Annotated in this window: 16 protein-coding genes; 8 read left to right on the forward strand and 8 right to left on the reverse strand. The window is 62.3% G+C overall.

Annotation, left to right across the window (positions count from 1 at the left end):
* Positions 1–201 precede the first annotated feature (201 nt).
* The 3 genes from PPGU16_RS32800 (at position 202) to PPGU16_RS32810 (ending at position 1,927) form a co-directional block, all read left to right on the forward strand.
* Complete coding sequence (locus PPGU16_RS32800; RefSeq protein ID WP_180726863.1) at positions 202–840, forward strand: carbonic anhydrase; 639 nt, start codon at positions 202–204, stop codon at positions 838–840.
* A 71-nt stretch (positions 841–911) separates the two neighbouring features.
* Positions 912–1,382, forward strand: a complete 471-nt coding sequence (gene cynS, locus PPGU16_RS32805) for a cyanase (RefSeq protein WP_180726864.1) — start codon at positions 912–914, stop codon at positions 1,380–1,382.
* A 62-nt stretch (positions 1,383–1,444) separates the two neighbouring features.
* Entirely contained in the window at positions 1,445–1,927 is a 483-nt protein-coding gene (locus tag PPGU16_RS32810) for a nuclear transport factor 2 family protein (protein ID WP_180726865.1), read from the forward strand.
* Between the two features lie 31 nt (positions 1,928–1,958).
* On the opposite strand, the gene PPGU16_RS32815 is transcribed toward PPGU16_RS32810, so the two are convergent.
* The gene (locus PPGU16_RS32815) at positions 1,959–3,554 is read right to left on the reverse strand and encodes an EAL domain-containing protein (protein ID WP_243460755.1); all 1,596 of its coding nucleotides are present in this window, start codon (positions 3,552–3,554) and stop codon (positions 1,959–1,961) included.
* A 688-nt stretch (positions 3,555–4,242) separates the two neighbouring features.
* Here PPGU16_RS32815 and PPGU16_RS32820 point away from each other — a divergent pair.
* Positions 4,243–6,414, forward strand: coding sequence for a M1 family metallopeptidase (locus PPGU16_RS32820; protein ID WP_180726866.1), 2,172 nt, complete (start codon positions 4,243–4,245; stop codon positions 6,412–6,414).
* An 81-nt stretch (positions 6,415–6,495) separates the two neighbouring features.
* On the opposite strand, the gene PPGU16_RS32825 is transcribed toward PPGU16_RS32820, so the two are convergent.
* A complete protein-coding gene (locus PPGU16_RS32825) occupies positions 6,496–7,425 on the reverse strand; it encodes a LysR family transcriptional regulator (protein ID WP_180726867.1) in 930 nt (309 codons plus the stop codon).
* Positions 7,426–7,543: 118 nt separating this feature from the next.
* Here PPGU16_RS32825 and PPGU16_RS32830 point away from each other — a divergent pair, with 118 nt between their 5' ends.
* Positions 7,544–8,401: an oxidoreductase gene (locus PPGU16_RS32830; RefSeq protein WP_180726868.1), complete on the forward strand. Its 858-nt coding sequence runs from the start codon at positions 7,544–7,546 to the stop codon at positions 8,399–8,401.
* Positions 8,402–8,486: 85 nt separating this feature from the next.
* Here the strand turns inward: PPGU16_RS32830 and PPGU16_RS32835 are convergent, their stop codons facing one another.
* The 3 genes from PPGU16_RS32835 to PPGU16_RS32845 all read right to left on the reverse strand — a co-directional run bounded on the left by PPGU16_RS32835 (position 8,487) and on the right by PPGU16_RS32845 (position 10,951).
* Complete coding sequence (locus tag PPGU16_RS32835) at positions 8,487–9,341, reverse strand: hypothetical protein (RefSeq protein WP_180726869.1); 855 nt, start codon at positions 9,339–9,341, stop codon at positions 8,487–8,489.
* 272 nt (positions 9,342–9,613) lie between these two features.
* The gene (locus tag PPGU16_RS32840; RefSeq protein WP_180726870.1) at positions 9,614–9,919 is read right to left on the reverse strand and encodes a hypothetical protein; all 306 of its coding nucleotides are present in this window, start codon (positions 9,917–9,919) and stop codon (positions 9,614–9,616) included.
* 198 nt (positions 9,920–10,117) lie between these two features.
* On the reverse strand, positions 10,118–10,951 hold the full coding sequence (locus PPGU16_RS32845; RefSeq protein ID WP_180726871.1) for an NAD-dependent epimerase/dehydratase family protein: 834 nt from the start codon (positions 10,949–10,951) through the stop codon (positions 10,118–10,120).
* A 174-nt stretch (positions 10,952–11,125) separates the two neighbouring features.
* Between PPGU16_RS32845 and PPGU16_RS32850 the strand changes: the two genes are divergently transcribed.
* On the forward strand, positions 11,126–12,118 hold the full coding sequence (locus PPGU16_RS32850) for a LacI family DNA-binding transcriptional regulator (protein ID WP_224028395.1): 993 nt from the start codon (positions 11,126–11,128) through the stop codon (positions 12,116–12,118).
* A 61-nt stretch (positions 12,119–12,179) separates the two neighbouring features.
* On the opposite strand, the gene PPGU16_RS32855 is transcribed toward PPGU16_RS32850, so the two are convergent.
* On the reverse strand, positions 12,180–13,469 hold the full coding sequence (locus PPGU16_RS32855) for an MFS transporter (RefSeq protein WP_180726872.1): 1,290 nt from the start codon (positions 13,467–13,469) through the stop codon (positions 12,180–12,182).
* 391 nt (positions 13,470–13,860) lie between these two features.
* Between PPGU16_RS32855 and PPGU16_RS32860 the strand changes: the two genes are divergently transcribed.
* Complete coding sequence (locus PPGU16_RS32860; protein ID WP_180726873.1) at positions 13,861–14,187, forward strand: hypothetical protein; 327 nt, start codon at positions 13,861–13,863, stop codon at positions 14,185–14,187.
* Positions 14,188–14,294: 107 nt separating this feature from the next.
* Here PPGU16_RS32860 and PPGU16_RS32865 read toward each other — a convergent pair whose 3' ends face one another.
* Both PPGU16_RS32865 and PPGU16_RS32870 read right to left on the reverse strand, forming a co-directional pair.
* Positions 14,295–14,543: a hypothetical protein gene (locus tag PPGU16_RS32865; RefSeq protein WP_131242184.1), complete on the reverse strand. Its 249-nt coding sequence runs from the start codon at positions 14,541–14,543 to the stop codon at positions 14,295–14,297.
* Between the two features lie 99 nt (positions 14,544–14,642).
* Positions 14,643–17,189 (reverse strand): PAS domain S-box protein, encoded by a 2,547-nt coding sequence (locus tag PPGU16_RS32870; RefSeq protein ID WP_180726874.1) that lies wholly within the window; start codon positions 17,187–17,189, stop codon positions 14,643–14,645.
* Between the two features lie 1,270 nt (positions 17,190–18,459).
* On the opposite strand from PPGU16_RS32870, the gene PPGU16_RS32875 reads away from it, so the two are divergent.
* The gene (locus tag PPGU16_RS32875) at positions 18,460–20,361 is read left to right on the forward strand and encodes a methyl-accepting chemotaxis protein (protein WP_180726875.1); all 1,902 of its coding nucleotides are present in this window, start codon (positions 18,460–18,462) and stop codon (positions 20,359–20,361) included.
* Positions 20,362–20,393: the final 32 nt, after the last annotated feature.

Genomic DNA, 20,393 nt, shown 5'->3' on the forward strand with positions numbered 1-20,393 from the left:
AATGGAAAAGTCAGCGGGTAGAGCGCCGCAGGCGTCTGCTGCAACTTTAGTCAAGGTTACGAAAGCCTGAGATTGTGGCTAACTATTGGTCCTACCTATAGCCACAATCATAAACCGGTCTTGGACACTATGGCAGATCGCGTCCATTCTTTGTTCAACGCAGCGCAACGCACGGCACCGAACGACTGAATGGAGCGAATCATGCAAGAGATCATCGACGGTTTTCTGAAGTTTCAGCGCGACGTGTTTCCGGCGCGCAAAGAGTTGTTCCGCAAGCTGGCCACCAGCCAGACGCCGCGAACCCTGTTCATCTCCTGTTCGGACAGCCGCATGGTGCCCGAACTGGTCACGCAGCGCGAACCGGGCGACCTGTTCGTGATCCGCAATGCCGGCAACATCGTGCCTTCGTTTGGGCCGGAGCCAGGCGGCGTGTCGGCCACGGTCGAGTATGCGGTGGCCGCGCTAGGCGTCACCGATGTCGTGATCTGCGGCCATTCCGATTGCGGCGCGATGACGGCCGTGGCGACCTGCAAGTGCCTCGATCACATGCCCGCCGTCGCCAACTGGCTGCGTTACGCCGATTCAGCGAAGCTTGTCAACGAATCGCGCGAGCATGCCACGCAGCGCGAACGCGTGGACTCGATGGTGCGTGAGAACGTGATCGCGCAACTCAACAATCTCAAGACTCATCCGTCCGTGGCGCTGGCGCTCGCTCAGGGCCGCCTGAACCTGCATGGCTGGGTCTACGACATCGAATCCGGTTCCATCGATGCACTCGACGGCACGACACGTCAGTTCGTGTCACTGTCCGGGCATCCGGATGTCAACGCGACGCGCTAAACAATGCGTCGTACCGTTTTGATTTTCGCCCCGTCGTTCATCCCAGTCTCATTCATCCAAGGAGCAACACCATGACCCAATCGCAAACCACGCCGCACGCACGCGAAGCCCTGACCGAAATCATCATCGACGCCAAGACGCGCAAGAACCTGACGTTCGAAGCGATCAACGAAGGCACGGGCCTGAGCGTCGCGTTCACGACGGCTGCGCTGCTCGGCCAGCATGCACTGCCGGAGAAGGCTGCAAAACTGGTGGCCGAACGTCTCGGGCTCGACGACGACGCGGTCCGTCTGCTGCAGACCATTCCCGTGCGTGGCAGCATTCCCGGAGGCGTGCCGACCGATCCGACCATCTACCGCTTCTACGAAATGGTGCAGGTGTACGGCACGACGTTGAAGGCGCTGGTTCACGAGCAGTTCGGCGACGGCATCATCAGCGCGATCAACTTCAAGCTCGATATCCAGAAAGTGGCCGACCCCGAAGGCGGCGAGCGCGCAATCATCACGCTCAACGGCAAGTACCTGCCGACCAAGCCGTTCTGATCCGCGGAATCTGCACGCACGAATAAAAGCACAGCAACAGACCTTGTAGAAGGAGAGTCGACATGTCTTCGCAACAACAGGAAATACGTCCGCCGCTGCCTCCTTTCACGCTGGAAACGGCCAAAGAGAAAGTGCGCCTCGCGGAAGACGGCTGGAATTCGCGCGATGCGGCAAAGGTCGCGCTGGCCTATTCGCTCGATACGAAGTGGCGCAACCGCGCGGAGTTCGCGAACAACCGTGCGGAGGCGCAGGCTTTCCTCGAGCGCAAATGGCGCAAGGAGTTCGAGTATCGTCTGATCAAGGAGTTGTGGGCGTTCGGCGGCAACCGGATCGCGGTGCGCTACGCGTATGAATGGCGCGACGACGCGGGCAACTGGTTCCGTTCGTACGGCAACGAGAACTGGGAGTTCGGCGAAGACGGTCTGATGCAGCGCCGCTTTGCCTGCATCAACGACTTGCCGATCAAAGAGTCGGAGCGCAAGTTCCATTGGCCCCTGGGCCGTCGTCCCGACGATCACCCCAGCTTGAGCGATCTCGGGCTGTGAGTGCGCAGCGCACGCGTTACGTCTGAAGTGCTCAAGGCGTGACGCGTGTTTTCGTCGTGAGCGGGTTCGCGTGGGTATCCACGAAGAGTTGCGAGACGGTCACGGGGCGCTGGTAGAAATAGCCTTGACCGAACGGGACGCCCAGACTGCGCAGCGCTTCGTGCTGCGATTCCGTTTCGACGCCTTCGGCAACGACCTCCATCCCATAGTGCTTCGAGACGGCGGCAATCGCGCGTATCAGTTCGCGGCCTTGCCGGTCGACTTGTCGCACGAACTGGCCGTCGATTTTCACGTAGTCGAACGGAAAGCGGCCGAGCAGATCGAGGTTGCTGTGTTGCGTGCCGAAATCGTCGATCGCAAATTGAACGCCGTGCGCCTTCAGGCTATTGAAGATCGCCTCGATGCGCGGATGCTTCTGCAAGAGAAAGCGTTCGGTGACTTCGAGCACGAGCGTGATGTCGTCGGGAAGCTTGTCGTTTGCGGCCAGCACGTCCGCGACGAAATCCTTGCGCTCCAGATCCATCGGCGCGACGTTGACGGCGATACGCAATGGGCGAATGTCCGTCTTTTGCACGATGTCGTCGGTCGCGCGTTGCAGCGCAAAGCGCGTGACGCTCGCCAGCAGGCTGCTGCTTTCCACTTCCGTCATGAACGCGCTGGGGCTCACGGGGCCCCATCTCGGATGCGTCCAGCGTATCAGCGCCTCGACGCCCGTCATGCGGCGCGTGGCGATCTCGACCACGGGTTGATACGCGATATGCAATTGCCCATGCCTGAGCGCGCGGCGTACGGCTGAAAGCAGCAACCGGCGCGGCGCAAAGACGATCAGGTATCCAGCGCCGATCAGCAGATTCACGAGAATGGCCGCGGCGCCTGCGAGCAAGCCGTATTTCCAGTGCGTTTGCACGACGAACGTCGGCGCCGCCACCACGACGATCGAGAACGTCCAGCGTGGCGACGCGGCGCGCGTACCGTGCAATGCGGCGGCGCTGTCGGCGGAAATCAACTCGCCACGGTCGTTCAACGCTCGCGCATTCGACACGACGAGCACCACCTGTCCCGCTTCGTAGCGCACGCCATGCGCAAGCGTGTCCGCGAGATAGGTGGACTCGATGATGTAGAGCAGCCCGGTGTTCTTGCCCGTCGGAACATACAGGGGCATCACGGGCGACTGCGGCTGATACGGTGTGCCTTCGATCAGATCGAGCGTGCTGCCGTCAGGCGCGGGCGACAGATAGTCGGAAAGCGGAACGTCGATACGTCCCATTGCTGACGAGCAATACAGCCGCTGGTTCTCGACGAGGTTGACGCTGCGCACGTACTGAACGTAGGTCTCCAGTTCGGAGAGGCGAAGCTCGACGGTCGAGCAGGGCTGTCCAGGCAGTATCGACAGTTCCTGTTGGCGGCGCGACGTGACGTTGTCGAGAATGCGGTCGATGGATTCGACCATGTCGCCGGCGATCAGGCTTTCGCGTTCGCGAATGGCGGCCTGATCTTCGTGACGCGCCCACAACGCAGCGGTGGCGAGCACGCACGCTCCACACAGCACCGCGACGACGAGCGCGAGCATCGGGGTGACGCCGCGCCCCACGACAGCACCTTGGCGGAAAGAGGGAAACCTGTTCACGTCGTGGTCCGATGGCAATGCCGGGTCGCAGGAACGAGGTTGAAATCGTCGGATAAATATAGCATGCGAGCCATTCGCAGACGGCGCGTGGAATTAGCGGCACACATTGTCCATTCGAATCGCATTCCTGATCAATTGACTTGCATGTCATGGGTTGAAATGCATTTCTTTAATGGCTATTTAGCCGGATTATCGATTCAGCAAATAAGGCGAGAATAAACTTATGTCTTTTATGGAAAACCCGTATGCCAGTTTATGCGAAATAAATGCCAATACAAAAATTAGTTCCAAATCGATTTTATTCATCATGCATAGTGGGAATATTCGAGAAATATTTTGTAATGGACGTTGACACGCTGACGTTTGGCCAACTAATCTACCGTCCATCGTAAGCTGACAGTCATTCAAAACGGGCGCATGAAATTATTATCGCGCGCGTGGTCGGCCCTGCGAGTCTGTGCGCGTGGCGTCCGCCGCGCGTCGTTGTCATGCCGTAATTTTTTCTCAAGTTCACGTTTTAAAAGTGTAAATATCAGCGAATTGGGCTGAGGCCTGTTTTCGTCTGTTTATTGCAATTCTTTCATTCGCCTTAAAGCGCGTGGGGGAGACCTTTTTCGCGATTTTTAATAATAAAAAGAGACGCATAACCACACATTTCCAGAGCTGCTTTATCCGATAAGGACGAACCATGCGACCATATTTTCGGTTAAAGGCGCAGTGCCTGTTGCTGGCTGCGACACTGGCGTTGAGTGCATGTGGTGGTGGAGACGATGGCGGTCTGGCTTCGAGCAAGTCCGCCCAGGTGGGCGCGACGGCACCGGCGTCGCAACCCGCGCTCGCGGCGCCGGAGTCGCCGATTGTCGCCGACAAGTCGATCAACAAGACGGTGCCGCCCGTGGAGCTGCCCGACACCGTGAAACCGATCAACTACAAGCTGTGGTTCCGGCCGAACCCGGATCTGAATGCGTTCGACGGCCGCGCCGACGTCGAAATCCAGGTGACGAAGAACATCAACCAGATCGTCATCGCAGGCCATCGCATCAAGTTCGTCAACGGCAAGACGACGCTGCAGCCCGGCAACATCCAGCTGATCGCGACGCCGCAGGACGACGGCGACTTCTATCAGCTCCGGCCCGTCAGCGGCCAGATTCATCCCGGCAACTACTCGCTGCATATGGAGTGGTCGGGCATCATCAACTTCAAGACCTACGACGATCCCGCCACGAAAACGGGCGGCAGTTGCGGCGACGATCCGTATCCGGGCTGCTCCGCGGCGGAGGGCGTGTTCCGCGTCGATCTGAAGTCGACGGACGGCACGACGAGCGGCGCGATCCTCACGCAAGGCGAAACCAACCTCGCACGCCAATGGTTCCCAGGCTGGGACGAACCGGCTTTCCGCATGACGTACGAGGTATCGGCGGAAGTGCCGCAGAACTGGCGCGTCGTCTCGAATGCGGCGGAGCAGCCGTCCGTCAATGTGGATAGCGGCTACAAGCGCGTGTCCTTCGACAAGACACCGCCGATGCCGCAATACCTGCTGTTCTTCGGCGGCGGCATGTTCGATACGCTCGAAGACGACTTCGTCAGCCCGCTGAAGGACGGCAAGAATCTGCATCTGCGGATCTTCACGCCGCCCGGCATGCGCGACTGGGCCGTGCCTGCGATGCAGCAGACCAAGCAGGCGCTCGACTACTACTACCGCTATACGGGCATCCCGCTGCCGCTGACCAAGTTCGACACGATCGCCGCGAACGATGCGTTCAAGGAGCAGAAGGATCTGAACTTCGGCGGGATGGAAAACTGGGGCGCCATTCTCGAATTCGCCGACGACATTCTTCCGCCGCCCGGCACGCCGATGTCCGACTACGGCGTGACGGTGCTGACGCACGAAGCCGCGCATCAGTGGTTCGGCGATCTCGTGACGCTCGACTGGTGGGACGACGTGTGGATGAACGAATCGTTCGCGACGTACTTCGAGAACAAGACGAAGATTCTGTTCTTCCCCGATCGTTTCAGCTGGGTCGACGAGGTGAGGACCAAGTACGCGGTGATGTCGCGCGATCTGCGCAACACGTCGTTCCCCGTGCAGCCGAACTTCAACGACTGGGCATCGAACGACTTCGTGTTGAGCGCCAGCCCGTTCACGTACGACAAGGGCGGCATCGTGCTGAAGATGCTCGAGAACTATCTCGGCGATGGCGTGATGCGCAGGGGCCTGCAGTCGTATCTGGCCGACTACTCGCTCGGCAACTCGACGCCGAAGCGCCTGTGGGACGAACTCGCAAAGGTCAGCGGCGAGCCGATGGTGGCGATCGGCGACAGCTTCGTGCGGCAAACGGGCGTGCCATTGGTATCGCTCGATACGCAGTGCGATCTGACGAGCAATCAGACGGTCGTCACGCTCAAGCAGTCGCCGTATCCGAACCAGAACCTGTATCCGGGCATTCAGTGGACGGTGCCGTTGACGCTCGCTTACGGTGAAGGTTTGGCGCGTCGCAAGACGGTGGCGCTGAAGGACACGCAGATGCAGGTGCGGGTCAACGGTTGCTCGGCTGTCGTCGCGGACCCGAGCGGGCTCGATTACTACGTGACGAACTACGGCGACAACGCGTGGAGCCAGTTGCTCGCGCAGAGCAGCGCGTTGACCGATCCCGTGTTGCTGACCAACCTGCAGATGGAAGCGAAGATGCTCGTGAATTCGGGCCTCGCCGACCCTTCGCGCGCCACGACGATCGGCTCGATCACGCCGCCGGTCAGCGCGATGGCTCGCCGTCAGGTGCTGGTGACGCCGCAGGCAGAAACGGTTCGTCCGACGCTGCGTTATCAGGGCAAGCTGAAGCCGCGTAACAAGACGGAATAAACGTGGTTTCCGGTTGACGGCGCGCGCCTGTCCGCATCATGCGGACGGGCGCGCGTCTGTTTTGCGCCCGACTATCAAGCGTCAGGCGCGCAATTCCGCCGGCTCGAGAAAGTAGGCCTTGTTATCCGCGAGCCGCCCGATCATGAAGTCGATGAACGTCCTCACGCGCAGCGGCTGTTCGGTGCGATGCCGGTAGTAGATGTAGATCGATTCGCGCTGCGTGACGTGCTGCGCGAGCAAGGGCACGAGCCGTTTGCTGCGGATGTGCGAGACGGCCGAGAAGCTGCCCAGCTGGCCGATTGCGAGACCCGCCAGCACCGCGTCCGTCTCTGCGTCGATATCGTTCGCGCACAACGACGCGGCCACGTCGCGATAGACGATTTCATTGCCGATCAGAAATTCCCACGGCGCCTGCTTGCCGGTGTTCGCGCGCCGGTATCCCGTGCAGCGATGCGCGTCGAGTGCATCGACCGTCGAAGGCTGGCCATGTCGCTCGATATACGCCGGCGACGCGCACACGATCAATTGAATCGGCAGCAGCCGCCGCGCAATCGTGCCGCCCGAAGGCGGCGAGCCGCCGCGAAAACCGACGTCGGCGCGATCGCTGACGAGATCGGTGAAGTGATCGTCGAAGCGCACGTCCAGTTGCACATCAGGGTAGAGCGCGGCGAATTCGAGGACGGACGGCCATAGCACCGCGCGGCCCAGCGCCATCGGCGCGCTCACGCGCAGCGGGCCCGCGACTTCGTCTTTCGTACGGCGCGCGTCGTCGATCGCCGACGACAGTGTCGCGAGCGCCGGTTCGACGCTGTGCAGCAGCCGCTGTCCTTCCTCCGTCAGGCTCAGCTTGCGCGTGGTCCGATGAAACAGCCGCACGCCCAGCGACTTTTCCAGCTGCATCACGGCGTGACTGGCCGCCTGAGGCGAGATCCCCTGATCGACGGCCGCCTTGCGCAGGCTCCCGACCGTGGCGGCGCGGACAAAGATCGAAATGGCGCGGACCTCGTTCATCGGCGGTTCCCGATTAGCAAATAAAAGTTGATTATCAGTCTAGCAATTGATGGCTAGTTTGTGCGAATCGGACGTCCTATTCTTCGTTCACTTTCACCACGAACGTAGGAGCAGGAACATGAGCAACGCCACCCAACAACAGTTCAAGCGCGTCTGGTTCATCACGGGCGCTTCGCGCGGTCTGGGCGCGCTGATGGCCGAAGCGGCGCTGGCGGACGGCAATGCCGTCGTCGCGGCGGGCCGCAATGCCGCGGCGATTGTCGAGCGGCTCGGCGAGTCGCCGGCCTTACTGCCTGTCGCGCTCGACGTGACCAGCGAAGCGCAGGCGAAAGCGGCTGTCGAGGCCGCCATCGAGAAGTTCGGCCGAATCGACGTGCTGATCAACAATGCCGGCTTCGGCCTGCTGGCAGCCGTCGAGGAATCGAGCGACGCCGACGTGCGTCGCATGTACGACACCAACGTATTTGGTCTGCTGAATGTGACGCGCGCCGTGCTGCCCGTCATGCGCAAGCAGCGCTCGGGGCATGTGATCAACATGTCGTCGATCGGCGGGTATCGCTCGGGCGCGGGTTTTGGCGTGTATTGCTCGACGAAGTTCGCTGTCGAAGGCATCACGGAAGCGCTGCATGCGGAGTTGAAGCCGCTCGGCATTCACGCAACTGTGGTCGAGCCGGGCTACTTCCGCACGGACTTTCTGGATGGGTCGTCGCTGCTCGTCGGCAAGGACATCATCGACGACTACGATGAGACGTCGGGCAACGTGCGCCGCTTCGCGGTCGGCATGAACCACAATCAGCCTGGCGATCCGCAGAAGCTGGCGACGGCGCTCGTGACGCTCGTCGATGCGCAAACGCCGCCGCTGCGTTTGCCGCTCGGCACCGACACGTTGAAGGCGATCGCGGAGAAGAACGAATACGTGACGACGGAAACGCAAGCGTGGAAGACGTTGGCAGCGTCCACCGATTTTCCCGTCTAAGCCGCTATTGATCGGACGAAAGTGAAAACAACAGCGCCGCTGCGAGAGCAGCGGCGCTGTTGTGCTTCGCGTTGTGGAATGCGCGTTATTTCGGCGGCGGCAGCGAAGGGTCGAGTTTCGCCGAATCGCGAACCAGTTGGTCCGTCGCCGCGGCGGCAACGGGGTTCGAACCCGCGCCGGGTTTCATCGCGCGTTGCTGCTGTTCGGTCGCGGCGCGAACGGCGGACATGTTCGGCGGCGGCAGCGAAGGATCGACCTTCGCCGAATCGCGCACCAACTGGTCGGTTTGCGCGGCGCCCGTTTGATACGCGCCGCGAGACGCGCTGCGCGGGTCCGTGCTGGCCGTCGAAGGCGTCTGCGCCGGCATCGACGTTGGCGGCGGCAACGAAGGATCGAGCTTCGCCGATTCCCGGACGAGTTCATCCGTTTCCGGCGTCGTGCCCTGATTCGCTGCTGCCCGACGGTCGAGGTTTTCGCGTCCGCGTTGCGTGCGGGGTGCTGGTGCCGGCACGACTTTCGGCGCGCCCGCATCCTGCACGTTCACGGATGCGACGGCCGTCGACGGCGCCGGCTTCGCTTGCCCCGCGCTTTGCGTGACGGCAGGGCTGGGCGCAGGCGCCGGCGCAGGTTTCGTCGGTGCAGCTGCAGCAACGGGAGCCGGAGCCGGAGCAGGGACGGGCGCAGGCACCACCGGCTGCGGCGCGACGGCGGCGCTCTGCGTGGTCGCGCGCGGCGTCGACGACGGGCCGATGCTGCCTTCCGTCATATGGCTTTCGTTGACGCGCGTATCGACAGCGGCAGGGCGCACGGGTTCATCCATGCCTGCCCTGGCTTCGGCCGTTGCACGGCGGTCGGCCTGAAGCAGCATCAGGTACGTGGTCAACGCCGCGCCGAGCACGAGCCCGGCGAGAATCATCAAAATCTTTCGGGTGGTCATCATACTTACTGACGGGTCGTTCAATCGTCGCGAGCCGGCCATGATAAACGACGGCCCGCGGCATTAATCAGACAAATGCCAGCAATTGGCACGCCTGACGAGTGGAAACAGGCGAGCAATAACCAGAGAATCGTGCTTCCCCAAAGGGACGATCGTCGCCATGCGCATGGAACGCGGCGAGTCGAAGCTTCTCCGATTATCGAACGCTTCGGTTTAGTTTGCGTGTCGAGGACGCGCGCCAGGAACGGCGCGTCGATTGCACAACTAACGTCTGATCATTCCCAGGGATTCGGTGCGTACAGTCCCTGTTGACGGCGCATGCCATGACGCAGAAACCAGTGCCGGACAGCACTGAGCTTGCGCGGCAAACCCGGCATCCGATTGCCTTCGATGCGGGCTTTTGCGCACGACGTCGCGTACTCGATCGCCTCTTCCTCGGAAGAAAAGTAGCCGAGGATGCCAAAGGCTTTACGCCGTCCGCTCGGGCCGGTGACGAACACGCTGGCCGCGTATCCGCGAGTGCCCACGGACGCAAGTGGGATGATGACGTGGCGCCGGTAATGTACTGCATGCCTGTCCATGATCATCTCCAAGGGTTTTGCCCTAGGTCACATGGTACACGTTGCGAAACTGCAGCGGCAATTCATTGCGCCTGCGAAAAAAAATTCGCCAACGAATGCGTTGGCGTGACGCGCGATGCAGGCAATGGGGCTGCATCGCGCGTGATATCGAGTGTTTTTTTGCCGCTTTTGCCGTGCTATGCGGCGTGAAGCGACTGCTTAAGCGCTGCGCTCCATGGGTTCGCCGAGCACGAATGCGCCACCCTGGAAGCGTTGCGCCGGGTCGTCGTATTCGGCCGTCGGCGACGTAACGGGGAAGCGGTCCGAGAACTGCGTGGAGCTGTCGCGCGGACGGAAGCCGAGGAAATTCGCCTTCGTGTTATCCCACCACTTGATGGGGTTGTCCGACGCGCCATACACGACGGCATGGCCGACACGGTTCGTGAACAGCGAACAGCGCACCAGTTCGATGAAGTCGCGATAGCTCAGGTACGTGACGAGCATGCGCGGATTCTTCGGCTCCTCGAACGACGAGCCGATACGCAGGCACACGGTCTCGATGCCGAAGCGGTCGAAGTAGTAGCGCGACAGCGATTCGCCGAAGCACTTCGTCACGCCGTACAGGCTGTCGGGTCGTTGCGGCGAGTCGGCGTCGAGCACTTCCGTGACGGGATGAAAACCGATCGCATGATTCGAGCTGGCGAACACCACGCGCTTCACGCCATGCCTGCGCGCGGCTTCGTACAGGTTGTAGGTGCCGCGGATGTTCGCTTCGATCAGATCGTCGAACGGCGCGTCGATCGAGATGCCGCCCAGATGCACGATCGCATCGACGCCTTCGACCATGCGCATCACGGCGTCGCGGTCCGCCAGATCGACGACGCTCGCTTCCTCATGCGCCGCCGCGGCGCTCACCGGGACGATGTCGCTCACGCGCACGATGTCGGCCCAGCCGGCCAGCGCGTCGCGCAGCTGGCGGCCCAGATTGCCGCCCGCGCCCGTCAGCAGCAGGCGGCGGAACGGCTTGCGCGACCCAGCAGATGTCTCGTTCATTGCTAATCCTTCGAAATAACCAGAAATAAGGAAAACGTTTTCCAACTATAAAGGCGACGGCGAGTGCGCGTCAATTGCCATATTCATCAAGCCGTGAGAGACCAGCGAACAGCCATCACTGCCAGTGTTTTCTGCGACAATCCGGTTACGGCAAACGAAAACGTTACCTTCCGGATGAAAAAAGTTTCCCCAACGATTCGCGATGTCGCGGGCGACGCGGGTGTGTCGGTCGCGACCGTTTCCAAGTACATCAACGGCGCGCAGCGTTTTTCTCCCGCCGTCGAAGCGCGGCTCAAGGAAGCGATCGAACGGCTCGGCTATCGCTCGAACCCGCTTGCGCGCTCGATGATCACCGGCCGCACGCGCACCATCGGGCTCGCGATCCTCGACATCAGCAATCCGCACTTCACGAACGTCGTCAAGGGCGCGAACCGCGTCGCGCTCCAGCACGACTACACGCTGCTGCTCGTCGACACCGAAGAAAACCAGGCGCGCGAGCGTTCGCTGATCGAGGCGCTGGCGCAACGTGTCGACGGTCTGATCGTCAACTCGCGGATGCCCGACGAAGAATCGCAGTGGATGCTCGAACTCAACAAGCCGCTCGTGCTGCTGCGGCGCAGTCCGGGCCTGCCGATTCCAAGCGTCGGTATCGACAACCGGCTTGCCACGTACATGCTCGCGCGGCATCTGCTGAACCTCGGGCACCGGCATATCGCGTATCTCGGCTTCGGCCAGGCCCGCATCAACGACGAGCGGATTCGCGGCGCGCGCGAGTGTCTCGACGAAGCCGGCCTCACGCTCGACGTGCACGACGCGCATGCGCCTACTGCACAGGCCGGCGAGCAGGCCTGCTCGCGCGTGATGCTCGGGCCGCAGCGGCCGCAGGCGGTGATCTGCTACAACGATCTGATCGCGCTCGGCTTCATGAAAGAGGCGGCGTCGCTCGGTTTCAAGCTGCCGCGCGATGTTTCCGTGACGGGCATCGACAACGTGCCCTATGGCGAGTACGCCGCGCCCGCGCTGACGACCGTCGATATTCAAAGCGAGAAGATGGGCGAACTGGCGATGCAGAAGCTGATCGACGGACTCGCGGGCCACGCCGAGGCCGAGCATTCGATGTTCGAGCCGCGCCTGATCGTGCGCGAGTCGACGGCCGCTTGCGGCTGAAGAAAGACTCGCGCGTCCAGCACTGGCACGCGCGCCGCGCGATACCGCGCGGCATGCCGGATTACGCATCGAGCTTGGCGGGCGTCATGCGCGGCGTCAGCAGGTGCATGACGACGAGCGCGACGAGATAGGCGAGTGCGCCGATCGCGAACAGCACCCAGTAATGGCCCGTGCGTTGCAGCACCTGGCCGATCACTTCGGAGAACAGCACGCCGCCGATCGAGCCCGCCATCCCGCCGATGCCCACCACGGCGCCGAGCGCGCGGCGCGGGAACAGATCGGATGCCGTCGTGAACAGATTCGCCGACCAGCCCTGGTGCGCAGCCGCGGCAAGACCGACGATGCCGACGGCGACCCACAGATTGTCCACCTGCGACACGAACGCGATGGGCAGCACGCAGCATGCGCAGATCAGCATCGCCGTCTTGCGCGCGGCATTTACGCTCCAGCCCTTGCGCAGCAGCGTCGATGAGATCCAGCCGCCGCCGATGCTGCCGACCGTGGTGATCGCGTAGATGACGACGAGCGGCAAGCCGATGTGCTGCATGTCCATGCCGCGCGACTCGTTGAGCCACTTCGGCAGCCAGAACAGGTAGAACCACCAGACGGGATCGGTCAGGAACTTGCCGATCAGGAACGCCCACGTCTCGCGCTTGCGGATCAGCTGGCCCCAGCCCGGAGCGGGCGCATTGACGTTGCGGGCGTCGAGCGCGTCGGCGTCGTCGCGCGTATCGTCGAACGCTTCTTCCTGGTCGCTACGGTCGGCGGGACGGTAGACGACGAGCCACACGGCCAGCCACACGATGCCGATCGCGCCGATGATGATGAACGCCGCGCGCCAGCCGTACAGCACGGCGAGGGGCGGAATGATCGCGGGTGCGAACACCGCGCCGATATTCGCGCCCGAGTTGAAGATGCCCGTGGCGAGCGCGCGCTCGCGGCGCGGAAACCATTCGGCCGTAGTCTTGATCGCCGACGGGAAGTTGCCGCCTTCACCGATGCCGAGGAGGGCGCGCACCATCGCGAAGCCCATCACCGAGCCGACGGCCGCGTGCAGCATCGCGGCGATGCTCCAGACCAGCATCGCGGCCGCGTAGGAAATGCGCGTGCCGAGCCAGTCGACGACGCGCCCGAAGCCCAGCAGGCCGATTGCGTAAAACGCGGAGAAGGCGATCACGATGCGGCCGTACTGCACCTGCGTCCAGCCGATTTCGTGCTGGAGCACCGGGGCGAGCAGACCGAGAATCTGCCGGTCCATGTAGTTGATGACGGTCGCGAAGAAAAGCAGCGCGCAGACGGTCCAGCGGAAGCGGCTGGCAGAGCGCACGACGCCGACGACGGCAGATTGCATGTATGTCTCCGTTCGCGGCATCGCTCGTCGCGCCGCGTCTTTATTCATGGCCGGCGACGAGCGCCGGTGCGGGATGCGTCGCGCTGGGTCAGCGGCGCGGGCATTTTTCCGTCACATTGGGAAAACGTTTTTCCAAGAATAGGCGGTTTATCGCTGCTTGGCTAGTACGTGTTTTCCGCGATATACGGCCGGTGGTCGTTTCTATGGAGGGAGCGGGCCGTATTGAATCAGTTAATCGTTTTCTTCAATACGCGTGAAGCGTGACGGACCGGCGCGTCGGCGGGTTTCGTGCGGCAACTGTGCGGCCGGACCTGTCGAAGTTGGGTTGTGTGGGGGAGAATGAGGGCTGTATGCTGTAAAAGCGCAACCACGCTCAAGCACTGGGGCAAAAATGACTACGAATTCCGCCAGACTCCCACCAGACGTGGAAGCACTATCGACGCTGTCCGAATATCTCGAGCGTGCGCTCGACAAGGCGCTCAGCCTGATCATGCTGCGGACGGGCGCCGAAGACGCGAGGCTGTACCTCGGTGACGTGAGCGCACCCAAAGAAGAATGGTCGAGTTGCGGGACCATTCACCGTGAACTGTCGGACGCGATACTGGAGGCCACGCAGTCGGGCCTCAACAATGTCAGTATCGACGGGCAGACGTATCGCTTTACGAGAGTGTTCGCTCAAACGGAAAACCGGGGCGCCATCGTCTTCACCCCTGCGTAACCAGGCATCCGCAAGGAGCAAGGGCAGAGGCAGTGACGCGCCGTCGCGCGCGTACTACGACGCAACGGCGTATCGACCAGAACGGCTGGCGGAAAGTCGCGCGCCGCTCAGTTCGGAAGCAAAACGGGCAACTGCGACACGCGTCCCGTCTGCACGTCGAGCCACATCTGCCGGCCGCTCGCCGAGTGACTGTAGACGAGCGCGCGCATATCGCGATGCATGCCGAGAAAACCCATTAGCGCGCGCACGTTGCGCTTGCCGTGATAACGCAGCGAGCGCGACGTCTCGCCATTGACGATGACGACAGGATTGATCCGCACGAGCCGCGCGATGAGTTCAGGGTTGACTGTATCCACGTTCGATCCTCGAATGAAGTTGCTGTCTTCGCTAACGTCCGCAGGATTCGCTTCTTGAGTATCCGGAAGGATCGGTAAGCGTGCAGCGGGTCGTGCACATCAGTCGCGCACATGCGTGACCGCGATCTGCAACACGCCCTCCAGTTCCGGCAGATCGACAGGCTTGGTCAGGTGCAGATCGAAGCCCGCCGCCTCCGTTTTCGCACGGTCTTCACTGGTGCCGAGCCCCGTCATCGCGGCGATGACGGCGCCCGGCGCCGCGAGCGCCTTGCGGATATGCGGCAACGCTTCGAAGCCCGTCATCTTCGGCATCGACAGGTCGAGCAGTACGAGATGCGGCTGCAGCGTGTGCGCCAGCTCGATGGCGGCTGCGCCGTCGTACACCGCGTGCGCTTCGTGGCCGAGCACCTGCACGAGCGTCGCCATGCTGTCGGCGGAATCGATGTTGTCGTCGACCACCATCACTTTCAGATCGACGGGCTGCGAGGGCGAAGGCTCTTCTTCTCGCACGGCTTCAGTGTCGATAGCATGACTGAATTCCGGCAGCCACACGGTGAACACGCTGCCTTTGCCTCGACCTTCGCTGTGCGCGTCGATATGCCCGCCATGCAGATCGACGATCGCACGCGCCAGCGTCAACCCGATGCCGAGACCGCTCTTGTCGGCCTGTTCTTCCGTCGGCGTTTCCTGCACGAACAGATTAAAGATTGCGTCGATCGCATCGGGATCGATGCCGCGCCCGGAGTCGTGAATGCGGATTGCGAGCAGGCGGCCCGAGCGGAACACCTGCAGGCTGATCGACGCGCCCGCCGGACTGAATTTCGATGCATTGTTCAGCAGGTTCTGCACCACCTGCACCATTCGCGTGAGATCGCCTTCGATAAACATCGGCGTGTCGGGCAACACCACATCGAGCGTCTGTTCGCGCGCCGCGAGCAATGGCGCGCTGCCTTCGATGCTCAGTTGTGCGATGGCCTGCATCGACACCGGCTTCGGTTCGATCTGCACGCGCCCCAGCGTGACGCGCCCGGCGTCGAGCAGATCGTCGACGAGGCGCGTCAGATGCGACAACTGCCGGTCGATCAGTTCATGCTCGGGGACGAACGCCTGATGATCGGCCGTCTTCAGTTGCAGCATGCTGACGGCGTTGCGCAACGGCGCGAGCGGATTGCGCAGTTCGTGTCCGAGCAGCGCGAGGAACTGACTCATGCGCTGGCTCGACGCTTCGAGTTCTTCGAGACGCCGCCGCCGCGACATATCGCGCGTGATCTTCGCGAAGCCTTGCAGCGCGCCGTTCGGATCACGCAATGCCGTCGTGATGATGTTCGCCCAGAAGATCGTGCCGTTCTTGCGCACGCGCCACTCTTCCATTTCGACGCGGCCTTCGCGCGCGGCGAGTTCGAGATCGCGCTGCGGCCGGCCCGCCGCGACATCTTCGGGCGTGTAGAAAAGGGCCGTCGGCCGGCCGATCACTTCATGCTGTGTGTAGCCCATGACCTGCGTCGAACCTGCGCTCCACGTCATGATGTGACCGTGCGAATCGAGCATCGTGATCGCATAGTCCTTGATCGCATCGACCAGCACGCGAAAGCGCTTGTCAAGTTCACGCGCATTGAAGCGCTCGGTAACGTCGCGAATGAAGTACGCAAGCTCGGTATGTCCGTCGAACTGCACGGGACATACCGACAGTTCCGCGGGAAACTCGTTGCCGTCGATGCGCCGCGCGATCAGTTCCGTGCGGCTTCGATGCAAGGGCGTGTCCGCGTTCTGTTGCGGCGCGCTTTTGAAAACGTCGAGTTCGGCATAGCGCGCCTTGCAGCGCGCCGGGAACAGCGCGTCGAGTATCGGGCGTCCCATCACCGCGTCGCGCGCATAGCCGAAGGTGCGGGTCGCGGCGTCATTCCATTCGATGATGACACCGTCGGCGTCGGTGCACACGAAGGCGTCGTGCGTCGTGTCGAGCACCAGACGACGGCGGCGCAGCGATGCTTCGAGCTTGCTGTCGGCCGCTTCGCGCAGGCTGATCTCGGTGCGCAACCGGGCGATCGTAATCGTGTTCTGTTCGATCAGCGCGCGGTTCTCCGCAAACACGCGCTGATGCGCCATGCCTGACGCGACGAGCGACGTGATCCGTTCGAGCGTCTCGATGTCATCGGCGGAAAATGCGTCGGTGCGGCTTGCCATCAGCTTCACGACGCCTGCCACTTCGGACTGATAGAGCAGCGGCGCGACGACCATCGACGTCGCGCCCACGCGCTTGCACGCGGCGGCATCGACGCGTGGATCGTCCGATGTGTCGCTGCTGTAGAGCAGGTGTTTTTCGAGCGAGCACAGTCCCGACAGGCTGCCATGGCGTTTGAGGCGCAGGCCGATGTGATGCGCGATGGTGCCGCTGCACGCGCGATACACCATTTCGTCGCCATCGACCCATTCGACCACGGAGGCATGCGCGGCAGGTACGAGTTCGAGAAGGGAGTCGGTGACGAGCGACAGAAAGCGGTCGAGGTCGAGTTTCGCGGCGGCGATTCGGGAGTGCGCGTCAATGAGTTTTCTCAAACGTGCGTTTGCGAGGCGCTCGCGGTGGAGTTGCGTGGCGGTGTCGTTGGTGTCGCTGTGGTCGATCTGTCGGTCCTGGCTGGCGTTCATCGTGGGCAGCTCCGTTGGAGGCGCAGGGGCGGTTTGTTTGTGCTGCGCACGTGGTGTGCCTATGCGTGCCGCATGGGTGCGGGAATCGCTGGTTTAACGGTTATACACGCTGGCGCGGGGCGCGCTCAAGGGCGCTGTGGCGCGCAAGGTTCTGGTTTTTGCTTTTGGTTTTGGTTTTGTTTTTGTTTTTGCTTTTGCTTTTGCGGTGGCGTCCGCGTCACGGCTTCGTGCTTCATGTTCCGCCGTTCGGTGTTCTTGTCTTTTCGCTGGCATCCGCGTTTTGTTAGCGTGCTTCAGGCGTCGCCCCTGTGCGGGGCGGCACCTACTTTTCTTTGCCGCCGCAAAGAAAAGTAGGCAAAAGAAAGCGGCTCACACCGCCAGCCCGTGTTCTTATCCACGGGCCCCCAACGCCCCCACGCTTCAAACGGCAGTGCCATGGTCGATGTTCGTTGCCAACGCCTCGAACAATCGCCTCACCCACTTCGAATACCCGTACTCCGGCAAGCGTCAGCGAATGGTATGTGCCGCCCAGGTGGCAAACTGTGTGCAGGTTGTCGCACCGCACAGGTCAGTGCTCTTACCAGAAACACCAGCCTTGCTACCCAATCCGGAGTGATGCGCGTATGGCGCGAAAGCCTGCACACTGTTTGCCACCTGGGCGGCGGAGGACTGTCTGGCACGGTGTGCCGCGACGCGGGGGCATGAAGCGGGTGAGGCGTACAGGGAGAACGTTGGCAACGAACGCGAACCATGGCGTTGCCGTGTGAAGTGTAAGACCCTTCGGGGGCCCTCAGGCGAATACAAGAACTGGCGGTGTGAGCCGCTTTCTTTTGCCTACTTTTCTTTGCGGCGGCAAAGAAAAGTAGGTGCCGCCCCGCACAGGGGCGACGCGTGAAGCACGCTAACAAAATGCGGATGCCAGCGAAAAGCCCAAAACCCCGAACGGCAAACACCACAACCCGGATGCCAGCGAAAAGCCCAAAACACCGAACGGCAAACACCACAACCCGGACGCCAGCGAAAAGCCCAAAACACCGAACGGCAAACACCGCAACCCGGACGCCAGCGAAACCACAAGCAAACCAAACCGCGCATCGCAAAGAAAAACCTCAAACGCCAGCGAAAACCCAAATCAAAACCCGTTGCAAACAAAAAAAACCCGCTACAGAGTCAATTATAAAAAATGCAGCCCGTTCAGTTCCCGGGCGACCAGCCCGTTATACGCGATTGGTCAATCCATTCGTCAACGCACTCGCACAGGGAACCCCGCATGGGCATGCGCTCCATCGCAGTCAAACTGAGCCTCATATTCGGCGCGGCGCTCGCGGCCACCATACTGGCCATCACGCTATACGCGACGCTCAACGTGCGCCGCCAGGCCATCGACAACTTCAACGACGCCGGCCTCGGCCAGATCCGCCAGATCGACACCAGCCTGCGCGAGACGTTCAAGCGCATCCACGACAACGTCGTGTTCCTGTCGGACCTGCCGCTGGTGCAGTCCGCGGACCCGTCCGTCACCAACTACCTGACGCACGGCGGGCAGATGACGCCCGACACCAACGGCGGCGTCGAGACGGATATCTTTCATCTGCTGCAACGCTTCGGCGACAGCCATCCCGATCTGCGCTACGTCTACGTGGGCACGCAATGGGGCGGCTACGTGCAATGGCCGAAAGGCAAGTTCACCAGCGATCACTACGATCCGCGCGAGCGTCCATGGTACGTGCAAGGCATGCAGGCCGCGGGCGGCGTGCGGCGCACGGCCGCCTACGCGAATACGGGCGGCGACAACAACGTGATCATCAGCTTCGTGCGCTCGATCCAGAACGCCCAGGGCAAGCCCGCTGGCGTGCTCGGCATGGATATCTCGCTGGATGGCTTCGCGAAGATGATCGGCCAGGTGCGCTTCGGCGAAACAGGCTACCTGATGGTCGTCGAAGACAGCGGCACGGTGCTGGTCGACCCGCACGACGCCGCGCACAACTTCAAGGCGCTGAAGGATCTCGGCGACGGTTATCGCGACCTCGCGGCGATGCCGAACGGCACGTTGTCCGTCGATATCGGCGGCGCACGCTACGACACGGTCGTCTATACGTCGCCGGAACTGGGCTGGAAATACATCGGCCTGATTCCGCACGCGGAAATGATGGCGTCGGCCAATCGGCTGAGCGCGATGCTGATTGCCGTGGGTTTCATCGTGCTGCTGGTCGCGCTCGCGCTGACGACGGCGCTCGGCCGGCGCCTGACGGCACCCCTGCGCGTGTTGTCGAACAGCATGCAGGACATCGCATCGGGCGACGGCGACCTCACAAGGCGTCTGCCCGTGGGCAGCAACGACGAGGTCGGCGTGCTCGCGGAGCAGTTCAACGCGTTCGTCGAGAAGCTGAACGGCGTGCTGCTCGAGATCCGCGACAGCAGCGCCATGTTGCGCACCGCGACGGGCGAAATATCGACGGGCAATGCCGATCTGTCCGCGCGCACCGAGCAGCAGGCAGCCGCGCTCGAAGAAACGGCCGCGAGCATGGAAGCGCTGACGGCCGCCGTCAAGCAGAACGCCGAAAGCGCGCGCCAGGCGAGCTCGCTCGCCAGCGACGCCTCCGATGTGGCGCGCCGCAGCCACGAGGCCGTCGAGCGCGTGGTGTCGACGATGACCGATATCAGCCAGAGTTCGAACCGGATCGCCGATATCACGGGCATCATCGAAGGCATTGCGTTTCAGACGAATATTCTCGCCCTCAACGCCGCCGTCGAATCGGCGCGCGCGGGCGAGCATGGGCGCGGCTTCGCGGTCGTCGCGAGCGAAGTGCGCAGCCTCGCGCAGCGATCGTCGAGCGCCGCAAAGGAGATCAAGGAACTGATCGGCGCGTCGGTCGATCGCATCCGGGACGGCTCGTCGCTGGCGGGCGAGGCTGGCGAGACGATGACGGAAGTGACGCGGGCCGTCGGTCAGGTGACGGCGATCATGAGCGAGATCGCGGCGGCCTCGGAAGAACAGAGCCGCGGCATCGCGCAAGTCAACCTCGCGATCACGCAGATGGACGACGTCACGCAGCAGAACGCCGCATTAGTGGAGCAGGCGGCCGCCGCGTCACGCTCGCTCGAAGACCAGGGGCGGCAGCTCGACGAGTCGGTTGGGGCGTTCCGGTTGAAGCCGGCGACGGCGTCCTGATGACGGTCACGCGGGCAATCGTGTGCCGATTG

The organism is Paraburkholderia largidicola, from assembly GCF_013426895.1.
GTDB lineage: Bacteria > Pseudomonadota > Gammaproteobacteria > Burkholderiales > Burkholderiaceae > Paraburkholderia > Paraburkholderia largidicola.

Coding starts and splice junctions, on each gene's coding strand:
- PPGU16_RS32875 (WP_180726875.1), top strand. CDS start 18,460: ATGGGCATGCGCTCCATCGCAGTCAAACTGAGCCTCATATTCGGCGCG.
- PPGU16_RS32820 (WP_180726866.1), top strand. CDS start 4,243: ATGCGACCATATTTTCGGTTAAAGGCGCAGTGCCTGTTGCTGGCTGCG.
- PPGU16_RS32870 (WP_180726874.1), bottom strand. CDS start 17,189: ATGAACGCCAGCCAGGACCGACAGATCGACCACAGCGACACCAACGAC.
- PPGU16_RS32840 (WP_180726870.1), bottom strand. CDS start 9,919: ATGGACAGGCATGCAGTACATTACCGGCGCCACGTCATCATCCCACTT.
- PPGU16_RS32810 (WP_180726865.1), top strand. CDS start 1,445: ATGTCTTCGCAACAACAGGAAATACGTCCGCCGCTGCCTCCTTTCACG.
- PPGU16_RS32830 (WP_180726868.1), top strand. CDS start 7,544: ATGAGCAACGCCACCCAACAACAGTTCAAGCGCGTCTGGTTCATCACG.
- PPGU16_RS32860 (WP_180726873.1), top strand. CDS start 13,861: ATGACTACGAATTCCGCCAGACTCCCACCAGACGTGGAAGCACTATCG.
- cynS (WP_180726864.1), top strand. CDS start 912: ATGACCCAATCGCAAACCACGCCGCACGCACGCGAAGCCCTGACCGAA.
- PPGU16_RS32835 (WP_180726869.1), bottom strand. CDS start 9,341: ATGATGACCACCCGAAAGATTTTGATGATTCTCGCCGGGCTCGTGCTC.
- PPGU16_RS32800 (WP_180726863.1), top strand. CDS start 202: ATGCAAGAGATCATCGACGGTTTTCTGAAGTTTCAGCGCGACGTGTTT.
- PPGU16_RS32850 (WP_224028395.1), top strand. CDS start 11,126: ATGAAAAAAGTTTCCCCAACGATTCGCGATGTCGCGGGCGACGCGGGT.
- PPGU16_RS32855 (WP_180726872.1), bottom strand. CDS start 13,469: ATGCAATCTGCCGTCGTCGGCGTCGTGCGCTCTGCCAGCCGCTTCCGC.
- PPGU16_RS32845 (WP_180726871.1), bottom strand. CDS start 10,951: ATGAACGAGACATCTGCTGGGTCGCGCAAGCCGTTCCGCCGCCTGCTG.
- PPGU16_RS32825 (WP_180726867.1), bottom strand. CDS start 7,425: ATGAACGAGGTCCGCGCCATTTCGATCTTTGTCCGCGCCGCCACGGTC.